Annotated in this window: 17 protein-coding genes; 6 read left to right on the plus strand and 11 right to left on the minus strand. The window is 69.5% G+C overall.

Annotation, left to right across the window (positions count from 1 at the left end; translation table 11 throughout):
• Positions 1 to 101 precede the first annotated feature (101 nt).
• The gene (locus Q5530_RS12345; RefSeq protein WP_415362314.1) at positions 102 to 614 is read left to right on the plus strand and encodes a hypothetical protein; all 513 of its coding nucleotides are present in this window, start codon (positions 102 to 104) and stop codon (positions 612 to 614) included.
• Positions 615 to 689: 75 nt separating this feature from the next.
• Here the strand turns inward: Q5530_RS12345 and Q5530_RS12350 are convergent, their stop codons facing one another.
• The 6 genes from Q5530_RS12350 to Q5530_RS12375 form a co-directional block, all read right to left on the minus strand.
• Positions 690 to 2,471: a terminase large subunit gene (locus Q5530_RS12350; protein WP_415362315.1), complete on the minus strand. Its 1,782-nt coding sequence runs from the start codon at positions 2,469 to 2,471 to the stop codon at positions 690 to 692.
• A complete protein-coding gene (locus Q5530_RS12355) occupies positions 2,431 to 2,889 on the minus strand; it encodes a phage terminase small subunit P27 family (RefSeq protein WP_415362316.1) in 459 nt (152 codons plus the stop codon). Before Q5530_RS12355 ends, Q5530_RS12350 begins: the two co-directional genes overlap by 41 nt.
• Positions 2,890 to 3,574: 685 nt before the next feature.
• Positions 3,575 to 3,823, minus strand: a complete 249-nt coding sequence (locus Q5530_RS12360) for a hypothetical protein (protein ID WP_415362317.1) — start codon at positions 3,821 to 3,823, stop codon at positions 3,575 to 3,577.
• A gap of 147 nt (positions 3,824 to 3,970) precedes the next feature.
• Positions 3,971 to 4,600, minus strand: coding sequence for a hypothetical protein (locus Q5530_RS12365; RefSeq protein ID WP_415362318.1), 630 nt, complete (start codon positions 4,598 to 4,600; stop codon positions 3,971 to 3,973).
• Between the two features lie 143 nt (positions 4,601 to 4,743).
• On the minus strand, positions 4,744 to 4,956 hold the full coding sequence (locus Q5530_RS12370; protein ID WP_415362319.1) for a hypothetical protein: 213 nt from the start codon (positions 4,954 to 4,956) through the stop codon (positions 4,744 to 4,746).
• Between the two features lie 632 nt (positions 4,957 to 5,588).
• Positions 5,589 to 6,845, minus strand: a complete 1,257-nt coding sequence (locus tag Q5530_RS12375) for a DUF932 domain-containing protein (RefSeq protein ID WP_415362320.1) — start codon at positions 6,843 to 6,845, stop codon at positions 5,589 to 5,591.
• A 539-nt stretch (positions 6,846 to 7,384) separates the two neighbouring features.
• On the opposite strand from Q5530_RS12375, the gene Q5530_RS12380 reads away from it, so the two are divergent.
• From Q5530_RS12380 to Q5530_RS12395, 4 genes are all read left to right on the plus strand, one after another.
• On the plus strand, positions 7,385 to 7,888 hold the full coding sequence (locus tag Q5530_RS12380; protein ID WP_415362321.1) for a hypothetical protein: 504 nt from the start codon (positions 7,385 to 7,387) through the stop codon (positions 7,886 to 7,888).
• A gap of 90 nt (positions 7,889 to 7,978) precedes the next feature.
• On the plus strand, positions 7,979 to 8,401 hold the full coding sequence (locus tag Q5530_RS12385) for a hypothetical protein (RefSeq protein ID WP_415362322.1): 423 nt from the start codon (positions 7,979 to 7,981) through the stop codon (positions 8,399 to 8,401).
• A 62-nt stretch (positions 8,402 to 8,463) separates the two neighbouring features.
• Positions 8,464 to 9,183 carry a hypothetical protein gene (locus tag Q5530_RS12390; RefSeq protein WP_415362323.1) on the plus strand — a complete coding sequence of 240 codons (720 nt, stop codon included), beginning with the start codon at positions 8,464 to 8,466 and terminating at the stop codon, positions 9,181 to 9,183.
• 160 nt (positions 9,184 to 9,343) lie between these two features.
• The gene (locus Q5530_RS12395; RefSeq protein ID WP_415362324.1) at positions 9,344 to 9,583 is read left to right on the plus strand and encodes a hypothetical protein; all 240 of its coding nucleotides are present in this window, start codon (positions 9,344 to 9,346) and stop codon (positions 9,581 to 9,583) included.
• Positions 9,584 to 9,897: 314 nt separating this feature from the next.
• Here Q5530_RS12395 and Q5530_RS12400 read toward each other — a convergent pair whose 3' ends face one another.
• From Q5530_RS12400 to Q5530_RS12420, 5 genes are all read right to left on the minus strand, one after another.
• Positions 9,898 to 10,668, minus strand: coding sequence for a hypothetical protein (locus tag Q5530_RS12400; RefSeq protein WP_415362325.1), 771 nt, complete (start codon positions 10,666 to 10,668; stop codon positions 9,898 to 9,900).
• Positions 10,665 to 11,258, minus strand: coding sequence for a hypothetical protein (locus tag Q5530_RS12405; RefSeq protein WP_415362326.1), 594 nt, complete (start codon positions 11,256 to 11,258; stop codon positions 10,665 to 10,667). The genes Q5530_RS12400 and Q5530_RS12405 overlap by 4 nt, the downstream gene beginning before the upstream one ends.
• Positions 11,255 to 12,460, minus strand: a complete 1,206-nt coding sequence (locus Q5530_RS12410) for a hypothetical protein (RefSeq protein ID WP_415362327.1) — start codon at positions 12,458 to 12,460, stop codon at positions 11,255 to 11,257. The genes Q5530_RS12405 and Q5530_RS12410 overlap by 4 nt, the downstream gene beginning before the upstream one ends.
• Before the next feature lie 90 nt (positions 12,461 to 12,550).
• Positions 12,551 to 12,964: a hypothetical protein gene (locus tag Q5530_RS12415; protein ID WP_415362328.1), complete on the minus strand. Its 414-nt coding sequence runs from the start codon at positions 12,962 to 12,964 to the stop codon at positions 12,551 to 12,553.
• Positions 12,965 to 13,026: 62 nt separating this feature from the next.
• On the minus strand, positions 13,027 to 13,341 hold the full coding sequence (locus Q5530_RS12420) for a hypothetical protein (RefSeq protein WP_415362329.1): 315 nt from the start codon (positions 13,339 to 13,341) through the stop codon (positions 13,027 to 13,029).
• 355 nt (positions 13,342 to 13,696) lie between these two features.
• Between Q5530_RS12420 and Q5530_RS12425 the strand changes: the two genes are divergently transcribed.
• Positions 13,697 to 14,158 (plus strand): hypothetical protein, encoded by a 462-nt coding sequence (locus Q5530_RS12425; protein ID WP_415362330.1) that lies wholly within the window; start codon positions 13,697 to 13,699, stop codon positions 14,156 to 14,158.
• Positions 14,159 to 14,174 lie beyond the last annotated feature (16 nt).

Consider the following 14,174-nt stretch of genomic DNA (forward strand, 5'->3'; position numbering starts at 1 on the left):
TGCGGTCACCCCTTTGCTGGCTTACGGCAACCCGGCACGGCTGGCACGGTAGGGCGACGGGGAGGTTGGGCCATCCGCTTCTCGTCCAGCAGGGGGAACCAGTGCGATTCCACAAGTTCTTCGCCAGTTTCGCGATGTCGGCGATCGTCACCGCAGCCCTCGTCGTGGCGGCGCCGACGGCGTCCGCAGCGGCGAAGTACTGCTACTACGACATCACTGTACAGTCCGGCCAGTGCTTCTACCGCCACCAAGCACTCCAGGACTACCGAGCGGCACAGGCCGGGTACGACTACATCCACGTCGTGAATTGGGTTAACTTCAACACCGGCGGCGGCGTCCAGATCATCGGTGGGGCAACCCGCTGCACCCTGGCCATTGACAACGAGGGCAAGAAATTGCCCAACCTGACGACACTGCGCTACCTCCTGCCCAACGGGCAAGCCGGCGAGACGCTGGACAACTCCATCAGCTCCGTCAAGACCTACAACACCTGCGTGGTGCAGTTCTTCGAGGGCCTCAACTACACCGGCGCACAGTCACCGTGGATGGGATCGACCGCCGACACCAGCGTCTACGACTTCTACGACCGCGCCACGTCGCTGGACATCACTTGACCGACCGGCGAGGCCGTCACGCGCCTTGAGCAGGTGCACCGTGCGCTGCACCACCTCGGGTAAGCCCTTGCGCGTCTAACCCATCACCACCATTCTGCCGGACTTCCTCGGCTTTGTGCCGCGCAGCTTCCAGCCGCCCACGGCCATAGCGGCGGTGGGCACGGCGTCGATTCTCTTGCCGGTCTTGCCGCGTTCGGGCTTGTCGGGTCGGATGAGGTCGGGTTCGCCGGGTGGGTGGCGGACTTCGACGGAGTCGAAGCAGAACTCGGCGACGGGGTTGCCGTGGTGGCTCCAGCCGCGTGACTTGGTCAGGGCCATGAGTTCGGTCATGCCCGCCGTCATGCTCTTGTAGGTCTGGGCGACCGGGAACATCGGTACGCCTGTCTTCTTCTCCAGGCGTTGGCGGACGGGTTCGCCCGACCACTCGTCGTAGGAGATGTCCGCGACCCGCAACAGGCCGGTGTCGGCGATGATGTCGGCTTCCACCTTGTCGTAGTCGATGACCTCCCCGTCGGTGACCGTGATCCACCCCGCTGCGGCCCACTGGCTGACCTTGCCGTCGGTGCGTTCGTCCAGGAACGCGACCCCGGCTTCGGGCAGCCAGAACCGCCACAAGGCGCTGGGGTGGCCGTCGATGCCGTCCGGCACGATCAGGCACCAGGCGGTCAGGTCCAGCTTCGAGGCCAAGTCCAGCCCGCCCCAGGCGGGACGGCAGGCCAGCTCGCGGCGCAGGGCAGCGGGCTCGTCGCGGGTGCTGCCGGTGCACGCCGCGTAGAGGTGCATCGGCATCCACCGCGACGCCTGGTTGACCCACTGGTTCAGGCGGAACTGCCGGAAGGCGTTCTCCTTGAGCGGGTCGTTGCGGGCTTCGAGAGCTTCTTCCCGTAGCGCGGCCAGCGACAGGAAGTCACCCAGCGCCCGGTTGGCGTAGTACCAGTTCGCCTCGTCCCACGGGTCGGCGTCGGCCGGGGTGTTGCGCAGGTAGACGAACCGGTGTGGCGCCCTCGCCGGGTCCTCGGCGATCTTGGCGAACTCGTCGTGCTCGGCCTTGGCGAAGGAGGCCGGGTCGTTGCCCGCGGTCGTGGCCGCGATCAACAGCGGCTCAAGCCGCGTGCCCATGCCGGTGCGCATGGCGTTCCAGAAGTCGCCGTTGGGCTGGGTCAGGACCTCGTCAAAGATCACGCATGACGGGTTGGAGCCCAGGTTGCCCAGCGCGTCGGCAGGCACGACCGCGTAGACGCTGTTGGTCTTCTCGTCCACGATGCGCGCCGAGTGCTCGATGACCCGCAGCCGCTTGGATAGCACCGGCGACAGTCGGACCATGCGGGCGGCGACGTTGAATACCAGCTTCGCCTGGTCGGTGTCGCGGGCACAGCCGTAGACCTCGGCCGACTCCACACCGTCCCCGACCAGCAGGTACAGAGCGACGAAGGCCAACAGCTCGGACTTGCCGTTCTTGCGGGCCAGCTCGATCCACGCGATGCGGAACCGGCGGACGTAGCAGAGAGCTTCGTCGTCCCAGCGGACCTCGCCGAACAGCGGCCGGACGATGTCCTCGCGCTGCCACTCGGCGAGGATGAACGGCCGCCGCGCCCACCGGTCCTTGGTGTGGACGCAGATCTCCTCCGCGAACGCCTGCGCGTGGTCGGCGCGGGGCTTGCAGAAGTGATCGCCGCGCTTGCGACAGGTGCGGCCGTCGAAGGTGCGCCCGCACACCGGCAACCGCGCCCCGCGGTTGGGTGTCTTGGTGGTTGTTCGGGGCGTAGCGGTGCCGGTGCGCGAACTGGTCTTGGTGCGCTTCGTGTCGGCGCGGGACTTAGCTGAGGAGGCGGCCTGCGCCCTGGTTCTGGTCGCCACCGCCCACCTCGACCTTGATCGACTGGCGATCCGACGGCGTCAGGCCGAAACGGGCGGCGTAGGTGAGGAACGTGCGCTCGGCCTCGGCCTGCACCTGAAGCGCCGGGTTCTTCATCAGACCGGCTCCGCCCTGCACCAGCAGCGCGGAGCCGTTGACCAGGGCGGTGGCGTTGCGGTAGCGGGCCAGCGCCTCGCACAGGATCAGGAAGGCGTCCACGTCCCACGTGGTCAGCACCTTGCGCTTCTCCAGATCGGGAGCGAGCCGCGCCCAGATCTCCCGCGCACCGTCCGAAGCCCACTCCGGGCACACGATCTCACCCACCGGCGGAACCGGTTCCCGGTCGTTGATCCGGTCGGCGCGGTCGCCGTGCAGGACGCGCAGGGCGGTGGGCTTAGCCGCAGGTCCACGCTTTCCCAAGCCATCCCTCCTGGTCACGAAGGTGTCGAGGGCAAACCGGCGAGGGTCTCACTTCAACCCGTCGTTGTTCAAACAAGGGGGGTTGTACCGGGCTGTCGGAAGCACGCGCTACAACTTGTCCACGTTGTTGACCACGAAGTCCAGTGCGTTTGCGTGCCGTCACGGTCGAGCCCCGCCCTCGACTCGCGAGGGAGAACCACACGATGGACGGCAGGAGCCAGGGTTGAACGACGATGATCACGCGGAGGACGACCGTCCCGAGCGTGACGAGGAACGAAGGCCCGACCGGGGTGGCATCCCCGATCGAGTCCTCGTCTACCTCACCTTGTTGGTCCAGGTTGCGGCGCTAGTCGGCGAACTGAGCAACCTGGTCCGGTAGTGGTGTGGTGGTGCCCACGCAAGCGGGCACTACCACCCACTGCGAGGCGGACTTCTTGCAGCTAGACGCGGGGGTGCCCCCGTGTCTAGCGTCATAGCTGTCCGCAACACCGATTCTGGCAGAGGCCATAAAACCAGAATTCTGGGTATGGACCATAGCTCCGTAAGCCCAGGTCATGACCCCATCGGGTGAACCGGTGATGTGGTGGTCAGGAACCGGAACTGCGGCCTCGTGACGGGCTGGCCGCGCGCCGGGACAGCGCGCGGCGGGCACCCGCGACGAGGCGGCCGAGTCGGCCTCGCATCGTCAGTCCTCCTTTCCGGTGTCGGGTTCGGGCAGGTCGACGCCCAGCGCCGACGCGGCGGCGCGGCCGTCGAGGTACTTGTCCCCGAGGTGGAACAGCCGCCCGGCGCGCAGGAACGCGTCCTTCTCCTCTCGGGACTTGAAGCACAGGACGAACCAGAACTCCGAGTCCGTGGCGAGCCGGAACCGCTCGTCCTCCCGCGCGGTGCGCTCGCGGAAGCCGCGGGCCAGGGCGTCGAGTTCCGCGGTCAAGTCGGTGGCCAGGTCGCCGGTATAGGTGACGTCGGCGAGGGGTCGGGTTCGGGGTCGGCGTTGAGCTGGGCCAGCAGGTCGGCGTTGGAGGTCGGTCCGCCGATGGCGGCGGTGGCCTGGAGCTGGACCAGGAGGTCGGCGTTGGGGTCAGCGGGCGAGGTCACGGCGGAACACCTCCAGGTCGGCGAGCGGGAACCAGGACAAGATCCGCTCGTAGTCGTCCGGGGCGTGGCGCCGGATGGGGTCGAGGAACCGGAAGTCCAGCCCGTCGAAGCTGCGGCCGAACCACTCGTACTCCGGGGGCAGCGGGCAGTGGTGCCGGGTGAGGGCTTCGCGCACGTCGGCGATGCGCCAGTCCCACACGATGCTGACCTTGCGCAGGTGCTCGCGCTTCGGGCCGTGGGTGACCATCGCCATCCGGCGGTTGGGCGAGTCGGCGGCGCGGACGCCGTCGGCGTTCCAGGCCGCGGGCAGGTCGACGTCCGTGCGGATGAGGTCGGCCAGCTCCTCATACGCCGGTTCGGGGAGCTGGGCGGCCTCGATGACCGCCGCGCGCTCCGGGGGCTGGAACATCAGCGTGTTGAGCCAGCGGAACAGCGCCGGGTGCGGCAGGTTGAGGATGTGCGTGTCGAAGAAGTCCTCGTAGAACTTCAGCGAGTCCTCGATGAACCGCAGGCCCGGCACCAGGTACAGGTGGTAGGGCACCACCTCGATCCCGGCTTCCCGCATCGCCAGCCACGCGGCAAGGCTGTCCTTGCCCCGGCTGAAGCCGAGCAAAACCGGTTTCCCCTCGGCCGCGAGTTCGGCGCGGATATCCTCGGACGGGGTAATCCCGTCGACAACGATGGGTACGGCGCACCTCCGGTGGTCGTGATGCGTGACGCATCGGTGATGCGGGCCGCATCACCGGACGGGCGAGATCAGGCCGTGGCGTCGCGGGCGATCATCCGGCTCACCGTGGACTGCGCGACCTGGGCGTGAGGCGCGATCTCGTGTTGCGTCGCGCCCAGCTCGTATGCTTGTCGCACAAGGAATTCGTGCTCGTCCACCCAGGCGTGGACCTGGTCGGCCGCGAGCGCCAGGCGCTCCAGCACGGCGGCCAGCTCGCGTCCGGCTTCGCTGTCCTCGGGCACCGGTCGACGGACGTGGGATCGGCGTTGCCGGAAACCTGGCGGGACGGGACCGGGCCTCAGTGGCTTGTGCCCTTCCTGGCCGGTCAAGGGTCACCCCCCTGGGGTGGCGCGGCCGGTGCCGCACGGGCCGCGCTCGGTGCGTGGCCTGCCGGCTCACGGGCTGTTCCACCCTCCTCTGGTGCGGCAGTCCCGGGCGGTGATCCGGGCATGGCACGGTCCACAGAGACCCCTGCCCCGGTCCGGATGGTCGGGGTCCACCCCAGCGGCTACCAGCTCACGGCGCGTGAGCGGCCAGTGGTCGGCCACGGTGGACGGGGCGGAACAGCCGGTGTCCGGGTGGTCGAGGCAGTCGGTGAGATCGCAGCGGCACACCCGGTCACCGGGACGGGAGAGCACCCCAGGGCGGAAGCGGGACCGGTGGCCGGCGGTGTAGCCGCGCTGAGCGCTCGTGCCGTGGGCACGGCGGGAGCGGGTGCGGCAGTCGGGGCACATGCCCCCGGTGCCGGTGCGGTTCGGGCAACCGGGGCGGGTGCAGGGGCGGGAGGCACGGGAGGGCAGCGCGTCCACCCCCGTGCACGGGACTGCCCCCGGCGGGGTTGCCGGGGGCAGTCGGGTTGTCGGCCGGTTCCGGCCTACAGGTCGGCGGTCAGCAGGGTCAGGGCGGTCTGTGCGGTGTTCAGGCCCTCCCGGGCGGGGAACACGGCCAGGTGGGCACGGTCCTGCAAGCCCCGGTCACCGGCCGCCTTCGGGGGCTTGATGTTCTGCACCCAAGACATCACGGCCAGCAGAGCGGCCCACCGGGTGCCCTTCACCTTCTCGGTGAGGTCCACCTCGCCCCGGAACAGCTTGCCCACCACCCCGGTGCGGACCTCATGGGCCCGATACGGGGCGGCACCCTGGTTCGGCATCGGCTTGTCCTTCAGCACCGCGTCGGCGAACGTCTCGAACTCCTTGGCGGTCATCTTCTTGCGGAGCAGCTTGTTGGCGATCTCCCCGAACTCCTCCGCGAACCGGTGGAACAGGTCCAGGGCTTCACTGGCCTCGGTGGTCCGGGCGTCCGCGTCGTTGTCCGGGGTCAGCTCCACCCGGTCGGACACCCCGGGCAGGGTCACCGGGAACACCACCTGGGTGCCAGTGTGCACCGGCATCACCCGGACCACGGAACCCCTGCCGGGCACCAGGGAGTTGACCAGGACGGCCCTCATCTCCACCTTGTCCACCTTGCCCACGGACACCAGCTCGGGCACGCGCACCGACACGAACGCGCCCGTGCCCTCCCAGAGCGGGCCGGCCGGACCGGTCTTGGCACCGGGGACGGCCCTCAGGATCTCGGACAGGATCGCGCCCCGGACCTCGATCGGCACCGGGTTGGCCTCCCGGGTGGTGGTCCCGATGTGCCGGAACCCGAAGTCGGCCTCGGGGTCGGACTTGACCAGGGACCACACCCCCGGTGCCTCCACCGGAACGGTGGTGTGGTCCGCCTCCACCAACCCCTTCTCGCTGGGCAGGTCGGCCAGCATGAGGCACCCGGTGGTGTGCTTGCGGCCCACCGGCTGGTCGCACTCGGTGCACTTCCCGGACGGCACCAGCGCCGCCATCGGCTGACGGGTCACGTTCCACCCGGACAACCCGGCCTTCTTCAGCAGCTCGTTCACGGAACGGGAGCTGTTGTTCGCCGTCGCCAGCCGCGCCCAGGCGTCCCGGTCCGGCCGGACCGGCTCCACCTTGGGCTTGTCCTCTGCCTTGGTGGGCTTGGGCTCAACCTTCGGTGAGGTCTTGGCGGTTGCCTTGACGGGCTTGCCCTCTGCCTTGGCCGGTGAGGTCTTGGCGGGTTCCTGCTGGGCCTGCACAGCGGCAGGCATGGCGGCAGGGGTCTGCGGTTCGGTCATGGGATTCCCCTGAAAACGGCCAGCACCTCTCTCGGGTGCTTGGCGGTTGGTTTGGGTGACACCCAAGACATTACCGGCGGCACAATCCCTTTCAAGCCCTTGCGGGAAACTCCTGACAAAGTGACAACGAACGGTCCAACGCTTTGCTTGATGACCTTGGGCGTGGCTTCGCATAGATGAAAAAGGGGCTGCGAGCAGTGCCCGCAACCCCTTTCGCCCTCGCCGGATCCGGTGTCACCCAAAATCCGAGGAGACGATGGCCATCTCGCCGAACGGCTGGCCTGCTGTCGAGCGCGTGGCATCTAACTGGCCATACACCTGACCTGCTGGGCGAGTTCGCCATCCCGCACGGTTTGCACGTCGAGTCGAAAACGCATCCCGTTGACTCGCCCGAGCATTTCCCTGTGCCTTTCTGCTCCATTTGAGTGATTTTTGATCCAGTGATTGCCCTGTGTGCAGGTGACTGCAATTGTGCGGAATAGCCCTGTTCGGGTGCAGCAACACCACGGACGGGGGACGCGAGGAACGGGAGCGACACAATGGCAGTGGCAATCGAACGGCGCGAGCAGAAAACAGAAATCGTCCAGGTGCGACGTGTGTACGGCGCCCGGTGGGCGCGCACCGCGGATCTGGGTACCAAGGCCCTGGCCCGGCGGATCGTCCTGGACATCGAGCGCGAGTACGGGCTGACACACGCGCCGCTGGACGTCGAGCGGCCCTTCGGCATCGCGGCATGGGTCTACCGCACGCCCTCGGGCGACTGCATCGACTTCGAGGTCTACGGCATGACCACCGACCTCGTGCGCGACCCGGTGCGAGCCGAGCGGTTGCGCGCCGACCTGATGCACCTGGTGTCCCGGTACAACTGGGCCAACCACGACCGGCCGGACGACCGGCGCTTCGGCGGCGGCGCGGTCTACCTGTGCAGCGAGGCGGAGGAGCGGGCGCGCGACGGGCGCTCCGGGCACGTGCGGGTTTACCGCCGCTGGCTGGGCCGGCTCGGGCGGCGCTTCCGGCCGTACCTGCCGGTCGCCTGCGACTGATCACCCCTTGGACACAGCGACGCCCCTGGTCGAGCGGTGCAGCAACACCATCCCAGGGGCGCGCTGTCGGAACCCGAGAAACGGCACAACATGAATTCCGACGAGCCGCAGAGTAACAACCTCGACGAGGACGCGGTGTTCCTCGCCTACGACGTGCTGGAGATCGCGCGGGAGGAGTTCGCCCGCGCGGTGAACCGACTGGCCGCGAAGCCGAGCCCGCAGGCCACCGCGCTGCGCAACATACTGGCCGAGCAAGCCTCCGAGGCGCGCGCGTTGCACGCGCTGTCGGTGGGCTATGGCTGGAGCGAGGCGATCCACCGCGTCACCACCGCCGAAGCGCTCGCCCGCGCCCGTGAGCGTGGCCACGTCGGCACCGACCTGGCCACCGGGTGCCCGGTGCTCACCGGCACCGGCCAACGCGCCCTGAACCGGTGGCGGGACTACATCGCGCCACTGCGCGACCTGCCCGAGTACAAGCCCATGTGGGACTTCGTGCACGGGCTGGACGGCTGAATCACCCACTATCGCCCCGGTGCAGCAACACCGGGGCGGTACCACGAGAAAGGCACGACACGATGACCGGACCGGTCACGCCTGCTCCTGGTGGGCACGAGCACGACGACCGCGAGTTGCACGCGGAGTTCCTGCTGCTTCGGCTGCACGGTTGCCGCTTCCTGCGCCTGCGCGAAGGGCTCGTTGAGCACGTCACCGCCGACCACGGCGGCACGGTCGACTACGAGGACCTGCGCACGTCGGAGTGGACGTCGGACCTGGTGGAACTACCGGTGCGCTACTCCGACACCCACGGCAGCGATCTCGACGTGGTCAACCAGCAGTACCTGATCGAGCAGTTCGGGGCGCGGGTGTTCGTCCACCTGCGCGACGACCGCGACGGGGCGCGTGGCATCGCCCTGCCGGTGTGCCGGCCGCTTCCCGGCGACGACGCCGACAACAGCGTCCTGCACAGGCTGACCAGGGAGTTGGAGCGGTTGCGCGTGGTCGGGCTGCTGGACGAGGAGCGGCACAGCGCCTACATCGGAACCCTGGCCCACAACGCATGGCGCTCGCACCTGCGAGCTGAGGCGATCACGGCCCTGCGCGCCATGTCGCCCGACCCCCAGGAGGACCGGGCGGTGGTGCTCGCCGGGCTTGACGCGGACGACCCGATCGGCGAGGCGTACTTCGGGTTCGAGGGCAACGAGTGGGCGGCCGTTACTCCCTTTCGCGTGCGCAACGGCAGGCACGACGAGGCCGTCATGCACGTGGCCACGACCCTGTTCGCGTGGGAGGTCTGATGATGCGCTGACCACCTGAACTGAAGGGGGACCGGGTGACCGGTCCCCCTTCTGCATGTCCGGTCCCGGACAGCGGCTCTGGGGACGGACAGCGGCTCTCATGGCCCACCGGCACCGGATCGGGTTGCCCTTCTGGTCACCCGGATGCAGTATCGAACCCGTGTTCGATCAGGCTGCCCGGGACAACGCCGAGCTGGTGCGCGCGTTCACCCCCGCACAGCCGGTGTGGGTGGTCCTGGGACAGGCTCACCGGGAGCAACCCCGGTCGGACAAGCCCGCTCCGCCAGTCGCGCGCAACCGGGGTCTGGTGTTGGACGGCACCGTGCCGGGCGAACTGCACGCCTGGGTCCGCAGCGCTCGCGTTGGCTGGCTCGCGTTGGCCTCGTTCTCCGTGCCGTAGTTCGGCTTCGGCGGCATCCCGGTGCGGCAGCTCGTTCCCGGCGCGGCGGTCGTGGAGCGCCGCAAGGGCGAGACCGAACCGCCGTTCTGAACTGCGCGGGATGGGCGGAGCCCTCGCGGTCGAGGGGGAGGGCGACCGCGAGGACTCGACGCCCGGCCTGAAGGGTGCCGTCGATCTGTGCCGTAGATGCCAAAAGTCCCGCCGCGCAGATGCGGGGCGGGACTTCGACGGGAGCTTTGGGCACACGTGTACCCAGTTCGTTCATCATGCGTGCTGAAGCAACTGAAGGTCAACTGATTCGACCGTGATGCCGGTCACGTGGCAGTCTCATGGCGGAGCTGTTCGTCCAGGGTCTGGGCCAGCTGCGCCCACACATCCAGCGGCCAGCGCTGCCCGCACCCGGCGCACACCGCTTCCACCTCGTCGGGGTCGATGCTCAACGCCGGGCGCCGCAGGAAGTCCATCTCGTCGTCGGACCAGACCTGCACCGTGGCCACCCCGCAGGCTGGGCACGCGCGCCCGCGCAACGGGTAGCGGGGCACCGGGTCCAGCAACAGCCGCGCCGAGCGCACCCACCCGTTCGCCAGGTCGGCAGCCCACAGCACGTAGTCGGTTTCGGTGTGCTGCCAGTCCTCGGCGTGCCCGCCCCAGATGTCCACCTGCTCCAACAGGCTGTCGGTGCGGTAGGGGTGGCGGTGGCCCACGCACGTGCGGCGGACCTCGTGGCGGATCTCGGCCAGCAGCTCCAGCGCGCCCAGGCTCGCTGGGGGCCGGCTGCCCAGCTTGCCGACCGCACCCGCGCGCTTGCTGCCCGGCGTCACCGCCTCCTGGACCTGCGCCAACAGCGGCAGTACCTCGGCCACCTCCTGGCCGTCGTCCTGGCGGTGCAGCACGAACAGGCCGGGCCTGACCAACTGGTCGACGGCGACCTCCCACGCCAGGCGCGCGGCGTCGACCTGGTCGCGCGTGGGCGGGGCGGGCGGTTCCTGGTCGGGGTTGTCCCCGTTGTGGACGAACCTGGGGACAACCCCGTCGTAGGCGAAGTCGCGCGGGTCGTGGTCGTCGTGGTCGAAAGCGGCGGTCATGCGGAAGCTCCTTGCGGCGCGGGCGGGGTCGGGCCGCCGCGGGTGGTCGGGGTCGTGGCCTGTCGGGCGCGGGCGTCGGCCAGGCGGGAGGGGTGCATCCGGGTGACCGGGTCGCGTTCCTCCTGGCGGCCGTCGCGTGTGCGGGTGATGGGCTTGCAGATGCGGCCCGCGTGGGCCAGGCAGAACCGGCAGCGCACCCGCCCCGCCAACTCCGTTTCCGGGTTGCGCGCCCAGCCCATCGCCGCGTAGACGGCGCGGATGCCGCGTTGTCCGGCAACGGCGAACCGGGCGCGTTCGCGGGCCTGCTCGGTCGGGGTAACCGGCAGCGGCGGGCGGGTGGAGCCGGGTGCGGTGGTCGGGTGCAGCGCGGCGACCTGGGCCAGCTGGGCGACTTCGGCCGCCGTGACCTGGCGGACCCGCTGCGGTGGGATTGAGGCCAGCGCTGCATGGCACTGCGCGGCGGTGCTCCCGCGCAACTCCCGCCACCAGGCGGTCACCACCTCCTCGGCGATCGGTTGGCCCTCTCCAGCGATGCGGTAGTGCCACAGCAGCGCGCGAACCTCCGAGCGGGTCAGGGCCGGTGCGGTCACGCGGCCACCTCCACCACGCGCTCCTCCTCGGCGTCCTTGCCCGGGTCGGTGCCCACCGTCGCGGCCAACGCCTCGTCCAACAGCCGTTGCAGGGTGGCGGCGTCGGCGTGTGCGGGCAGCTCGCCGCGCACGGCCAAGCCCAACGGCGAGCGGTCGTCATCGGCCACCGCGTCGGCGCGGATCTGCTCGAACGTCTGCGCCGTCGCCAGGTCACGCTGGCGGGTTGAGGGGTCACCGGGTCCTCGGTGAGCGCGCATCAGCTCGCCTACCAGCTCGGGCAGCCACGTCGTCGGCAGGTTTTTGCTCGCCCACACCCGCAGCCCCGCCGCGATCACGGCGGGCTCGATGCCCTCCCGCAGCAGGCCGATCACCTGCCCGCGCAGCGCCGTCACCACGCGCTGGGGCTGGGCGGGGCAGTGCACCGTCACCAGCCGTTCGGCCTCGGAGCGCCGGGCCTGCCGCACCGAGCCCGGTTCCGTCCCGGCGTCCTCGCCCGCGGGCTCGTCCTCGCGCAGGTGCGGGTGGGCGCCGGGGCGTGCGGGCGCGGGGTCACCCACTTCCTCCTCCACCGACGCAAGAGGGACCACTCCGGTCTCCCGCTCCCCACTCCCTTCTCCCCGGCCCCGCGCCGAAGGGTTGCCGAAAGGGTTCGCCGTGGTGTTCGAGACCGGTTCCCGTCGAGGAGCGGGGCCGCCGGCCGGCTTGCGGGTCGACCGGGTGTTCATCGCGGCCATCACCGAGGCGGGCAGCTCCCGCGCTCCGGCCTCCAGCTCGTCAGCCGCCACGAGCGGGGCCGGGCCGGTCACCTCGACCGGCAGGCGGCGCAGCTCCCTGGCCAGCGCCGCGCGCAGGATCGGTGAGACGATCTCGAAGGCCACCCGAAGCGCCCCGCGCAGGACGTTGGGCTGCTTCCACAGCTCGTCACGGCGGATGAAGCTGCGCACGAGGACTTCTTCGGTCTCCTGGTCGACCACGATGAACCTGGCCGCGTCCAACTCGGCCAACGCCGACCGCACGGCTGCCAGGTCCAGGTCCGGGTGCGCCAGCGCCCAGCGCTTGGCCGCCAGGTCGAGCACCCCGGAGTAGGCCAGCTTGGGCTGTGAGACCAGCTGGAGGTAGATCAGCTTGGCGACGGCGGACAGCTCGACGAAGTCCGGGTCGGTCCAGATGTGCACGTAGAGACGGGCGTGATCACGCGCCACGAAAGGTCATCCCCCAACAGAGCGAACACGTCTTGTGGACAGCACGACATGGCCGCGTGTGGATGCGCGCGGCGGTGGTGTGCGAGGCGGTCAGGCGGTCGCGGCCCGGTCGGGCTCGGCGGTCTGGTGCTCGACGAGCACGGCGAGGTTGAGCGAGTAGACCGGCATCATCTTCCCGCCGTTGCCCCCGCGTGAGTCGGTGGAGCGCACGTACCGGCCGGTGGTCACGAGCAGTCCGGTCGACAGCAGGCGCCGCACCGTCGCGCCGACCATCGGCGGACGGACCCACCCGGGCAGCTCGCCGCGCCAGCGGTTGGCGTTGGTCTCGCGGAACGGGTCGGCCATCGCGTCGTCCACGACGACGCGGACCACCGCGGCCAGGTGCGCGGAGTTGCGCGGCTCGGCGTTCAGCAGGGCGGCGATGCGCTCCACGGTGCCGCCGTAGTCCAGCGGCAAGCCGACCAGGTGGCGGGCGATGTCGGCGGTCAGCTCACCGATCGCCACGGGGGTGGTGCGCGGACGGGTCCGGCCGGCCCCCCGAGACCGGCCGGACCTCGCCCCCCTGCTCACGCAGCGTCCACCAGCAGGAACGTCCGCACCGAGGTGATCTCCTCGCACTCGCGCACAATCTGCGGGTAGCGCTCCTTGAGCAGGGTCTGACTCAGCCCGATGCGCAGCGTGGCCCGATAGGTGACCATGGGCACGCCATTGACCGTGCCCACCTCGATGTCCCCGAGGCGTCGCTTCAGCGTGTTCTGGAGGTCACCGCGCAAGCGTTTAAGGCGGGCGAGCTGGTCCTCGATCGTGCGCAGCAGCTCCAGGTGCCCGGTCAGGTCGTCCAGCTCGACGGACTCCGCGGGAGTGGTGGTGGTCTTGGACATGGTGGGCCGCCCCCTCGACGGCCGATGACGCTGCGGGTTGGACGGTCGGGATAACGCCGCCAGCCATCGGGCCAGCAGAGCGGCACGCGATCTACACCACTGAGCGCATCCGAGCTGTAACGCGCAGCAGCGAGACCGCGATATTGCGGTTTGGGCCCTACGGAGCACTCGTCCCCCAACGATGAGCTGTCTTCACGGGTGTGAAGAAGGATCATCACGTGCGTTGTTGCGTAGGGGCAGCATGGTTGAAGTCAGGGGGTTGCGTCAACCAGGATGAAGAGATGTGCTTGTATCTTCAAGCCTGTGAAGATGAGGGGGATGGGTCGTGAGTAGCGACGAACAGCCGATGCCCAGCGTGGCCGCGATCCTCAACACCCTGTTCGACCGCCACCGGAAGCCCGCGTCGTCGGGCAGCAGACGCCCCGGCCGGTCCTACAGCAACCAGGAAGTCGCGGACTGGTGCACCGCACGCGGTGTGGAGATGTCGCAGACCCACCTCTGGAACCTCCGCCAGGAGGCCAAGGCGGTCGACCCGCGCGTGAGTCACCTGAAGGTCATCGCGGACTTCTTCGGCTACCGGCCCGCGTACTTCCTCGACCCGGAGGTGTACTGGGAGACCGAAGCCCAGCTCGGGAACCTGCCTGGTGACGACCAAGAGGAAGGCGAGCTGTCGATACCACGCCAGAACGCGAAGGCCCGGGTGCTCATGCGCCGCGTCGACAGCCTCACCGAGTCGGGCAAGTCGCTGATCGCCGGGCTGGTGGAGCAGGTGGTCGAATGGGAGAGAAGCCATGTGCAAGACAGCCCGGACGCGTGAGCGCCGAGGGCCTCTC

It is taken from the genome of Saccharothrix sp. BKS2, from assembly GCF_047689505.1.
In the GTDB taxonomy this organism is placed as follows: domain Bacteria; phylum Actinomycetota; class Actinomycetes; order Mycobacteriales; family Pseudonocardiaceae; genus Actinosynnema; species Actinosynnema lopnurensis.

Coding starts and splice junctions, on each gene's coding strand:
- Q5530_RS12390 (WP_415362323.1), top strand. CDS start 8,464: ATGACCGGACCGGTCACGCCTGCTCCTGGTGGGCACGAGCACGACGAC.
- Q5530_RS12420 (WP_415362329.1), bottom strand. CDS start 13,341: ATGTCCAAGACCACCACCACTCCCGCGGAGTCCGTCGAGCTGGACGAC.
- Q5530_RS12385 (WP_415362322.1), top strand. CDS start 7,979: ATGAATTCCGACGAGCCGCAGAGTAACAACCTCGACGAGGACGCGGTG.
- Q5530_RS12400 (WP_415362325.1), bottom strand. CDS start 10,668: ATGACCGCCGCTTTCGACCACGACGACCACGACCCGCGCGACTTCGCC.
- Q5530_RS12375 (WP_415362320.1), bottom strand. CDS start 6,845: ATGACCGAACCGCAGACCCCTGCCGCCATGCCTGCCGCTGTGCAGGCC.
- Q5530_RS12380 (WP_415362321.1), top strand. CDS start 7,385: ATGGCAGTGGCAATCGAACGGCGCGAGCAGAAAACAGAAATCGTCCAG.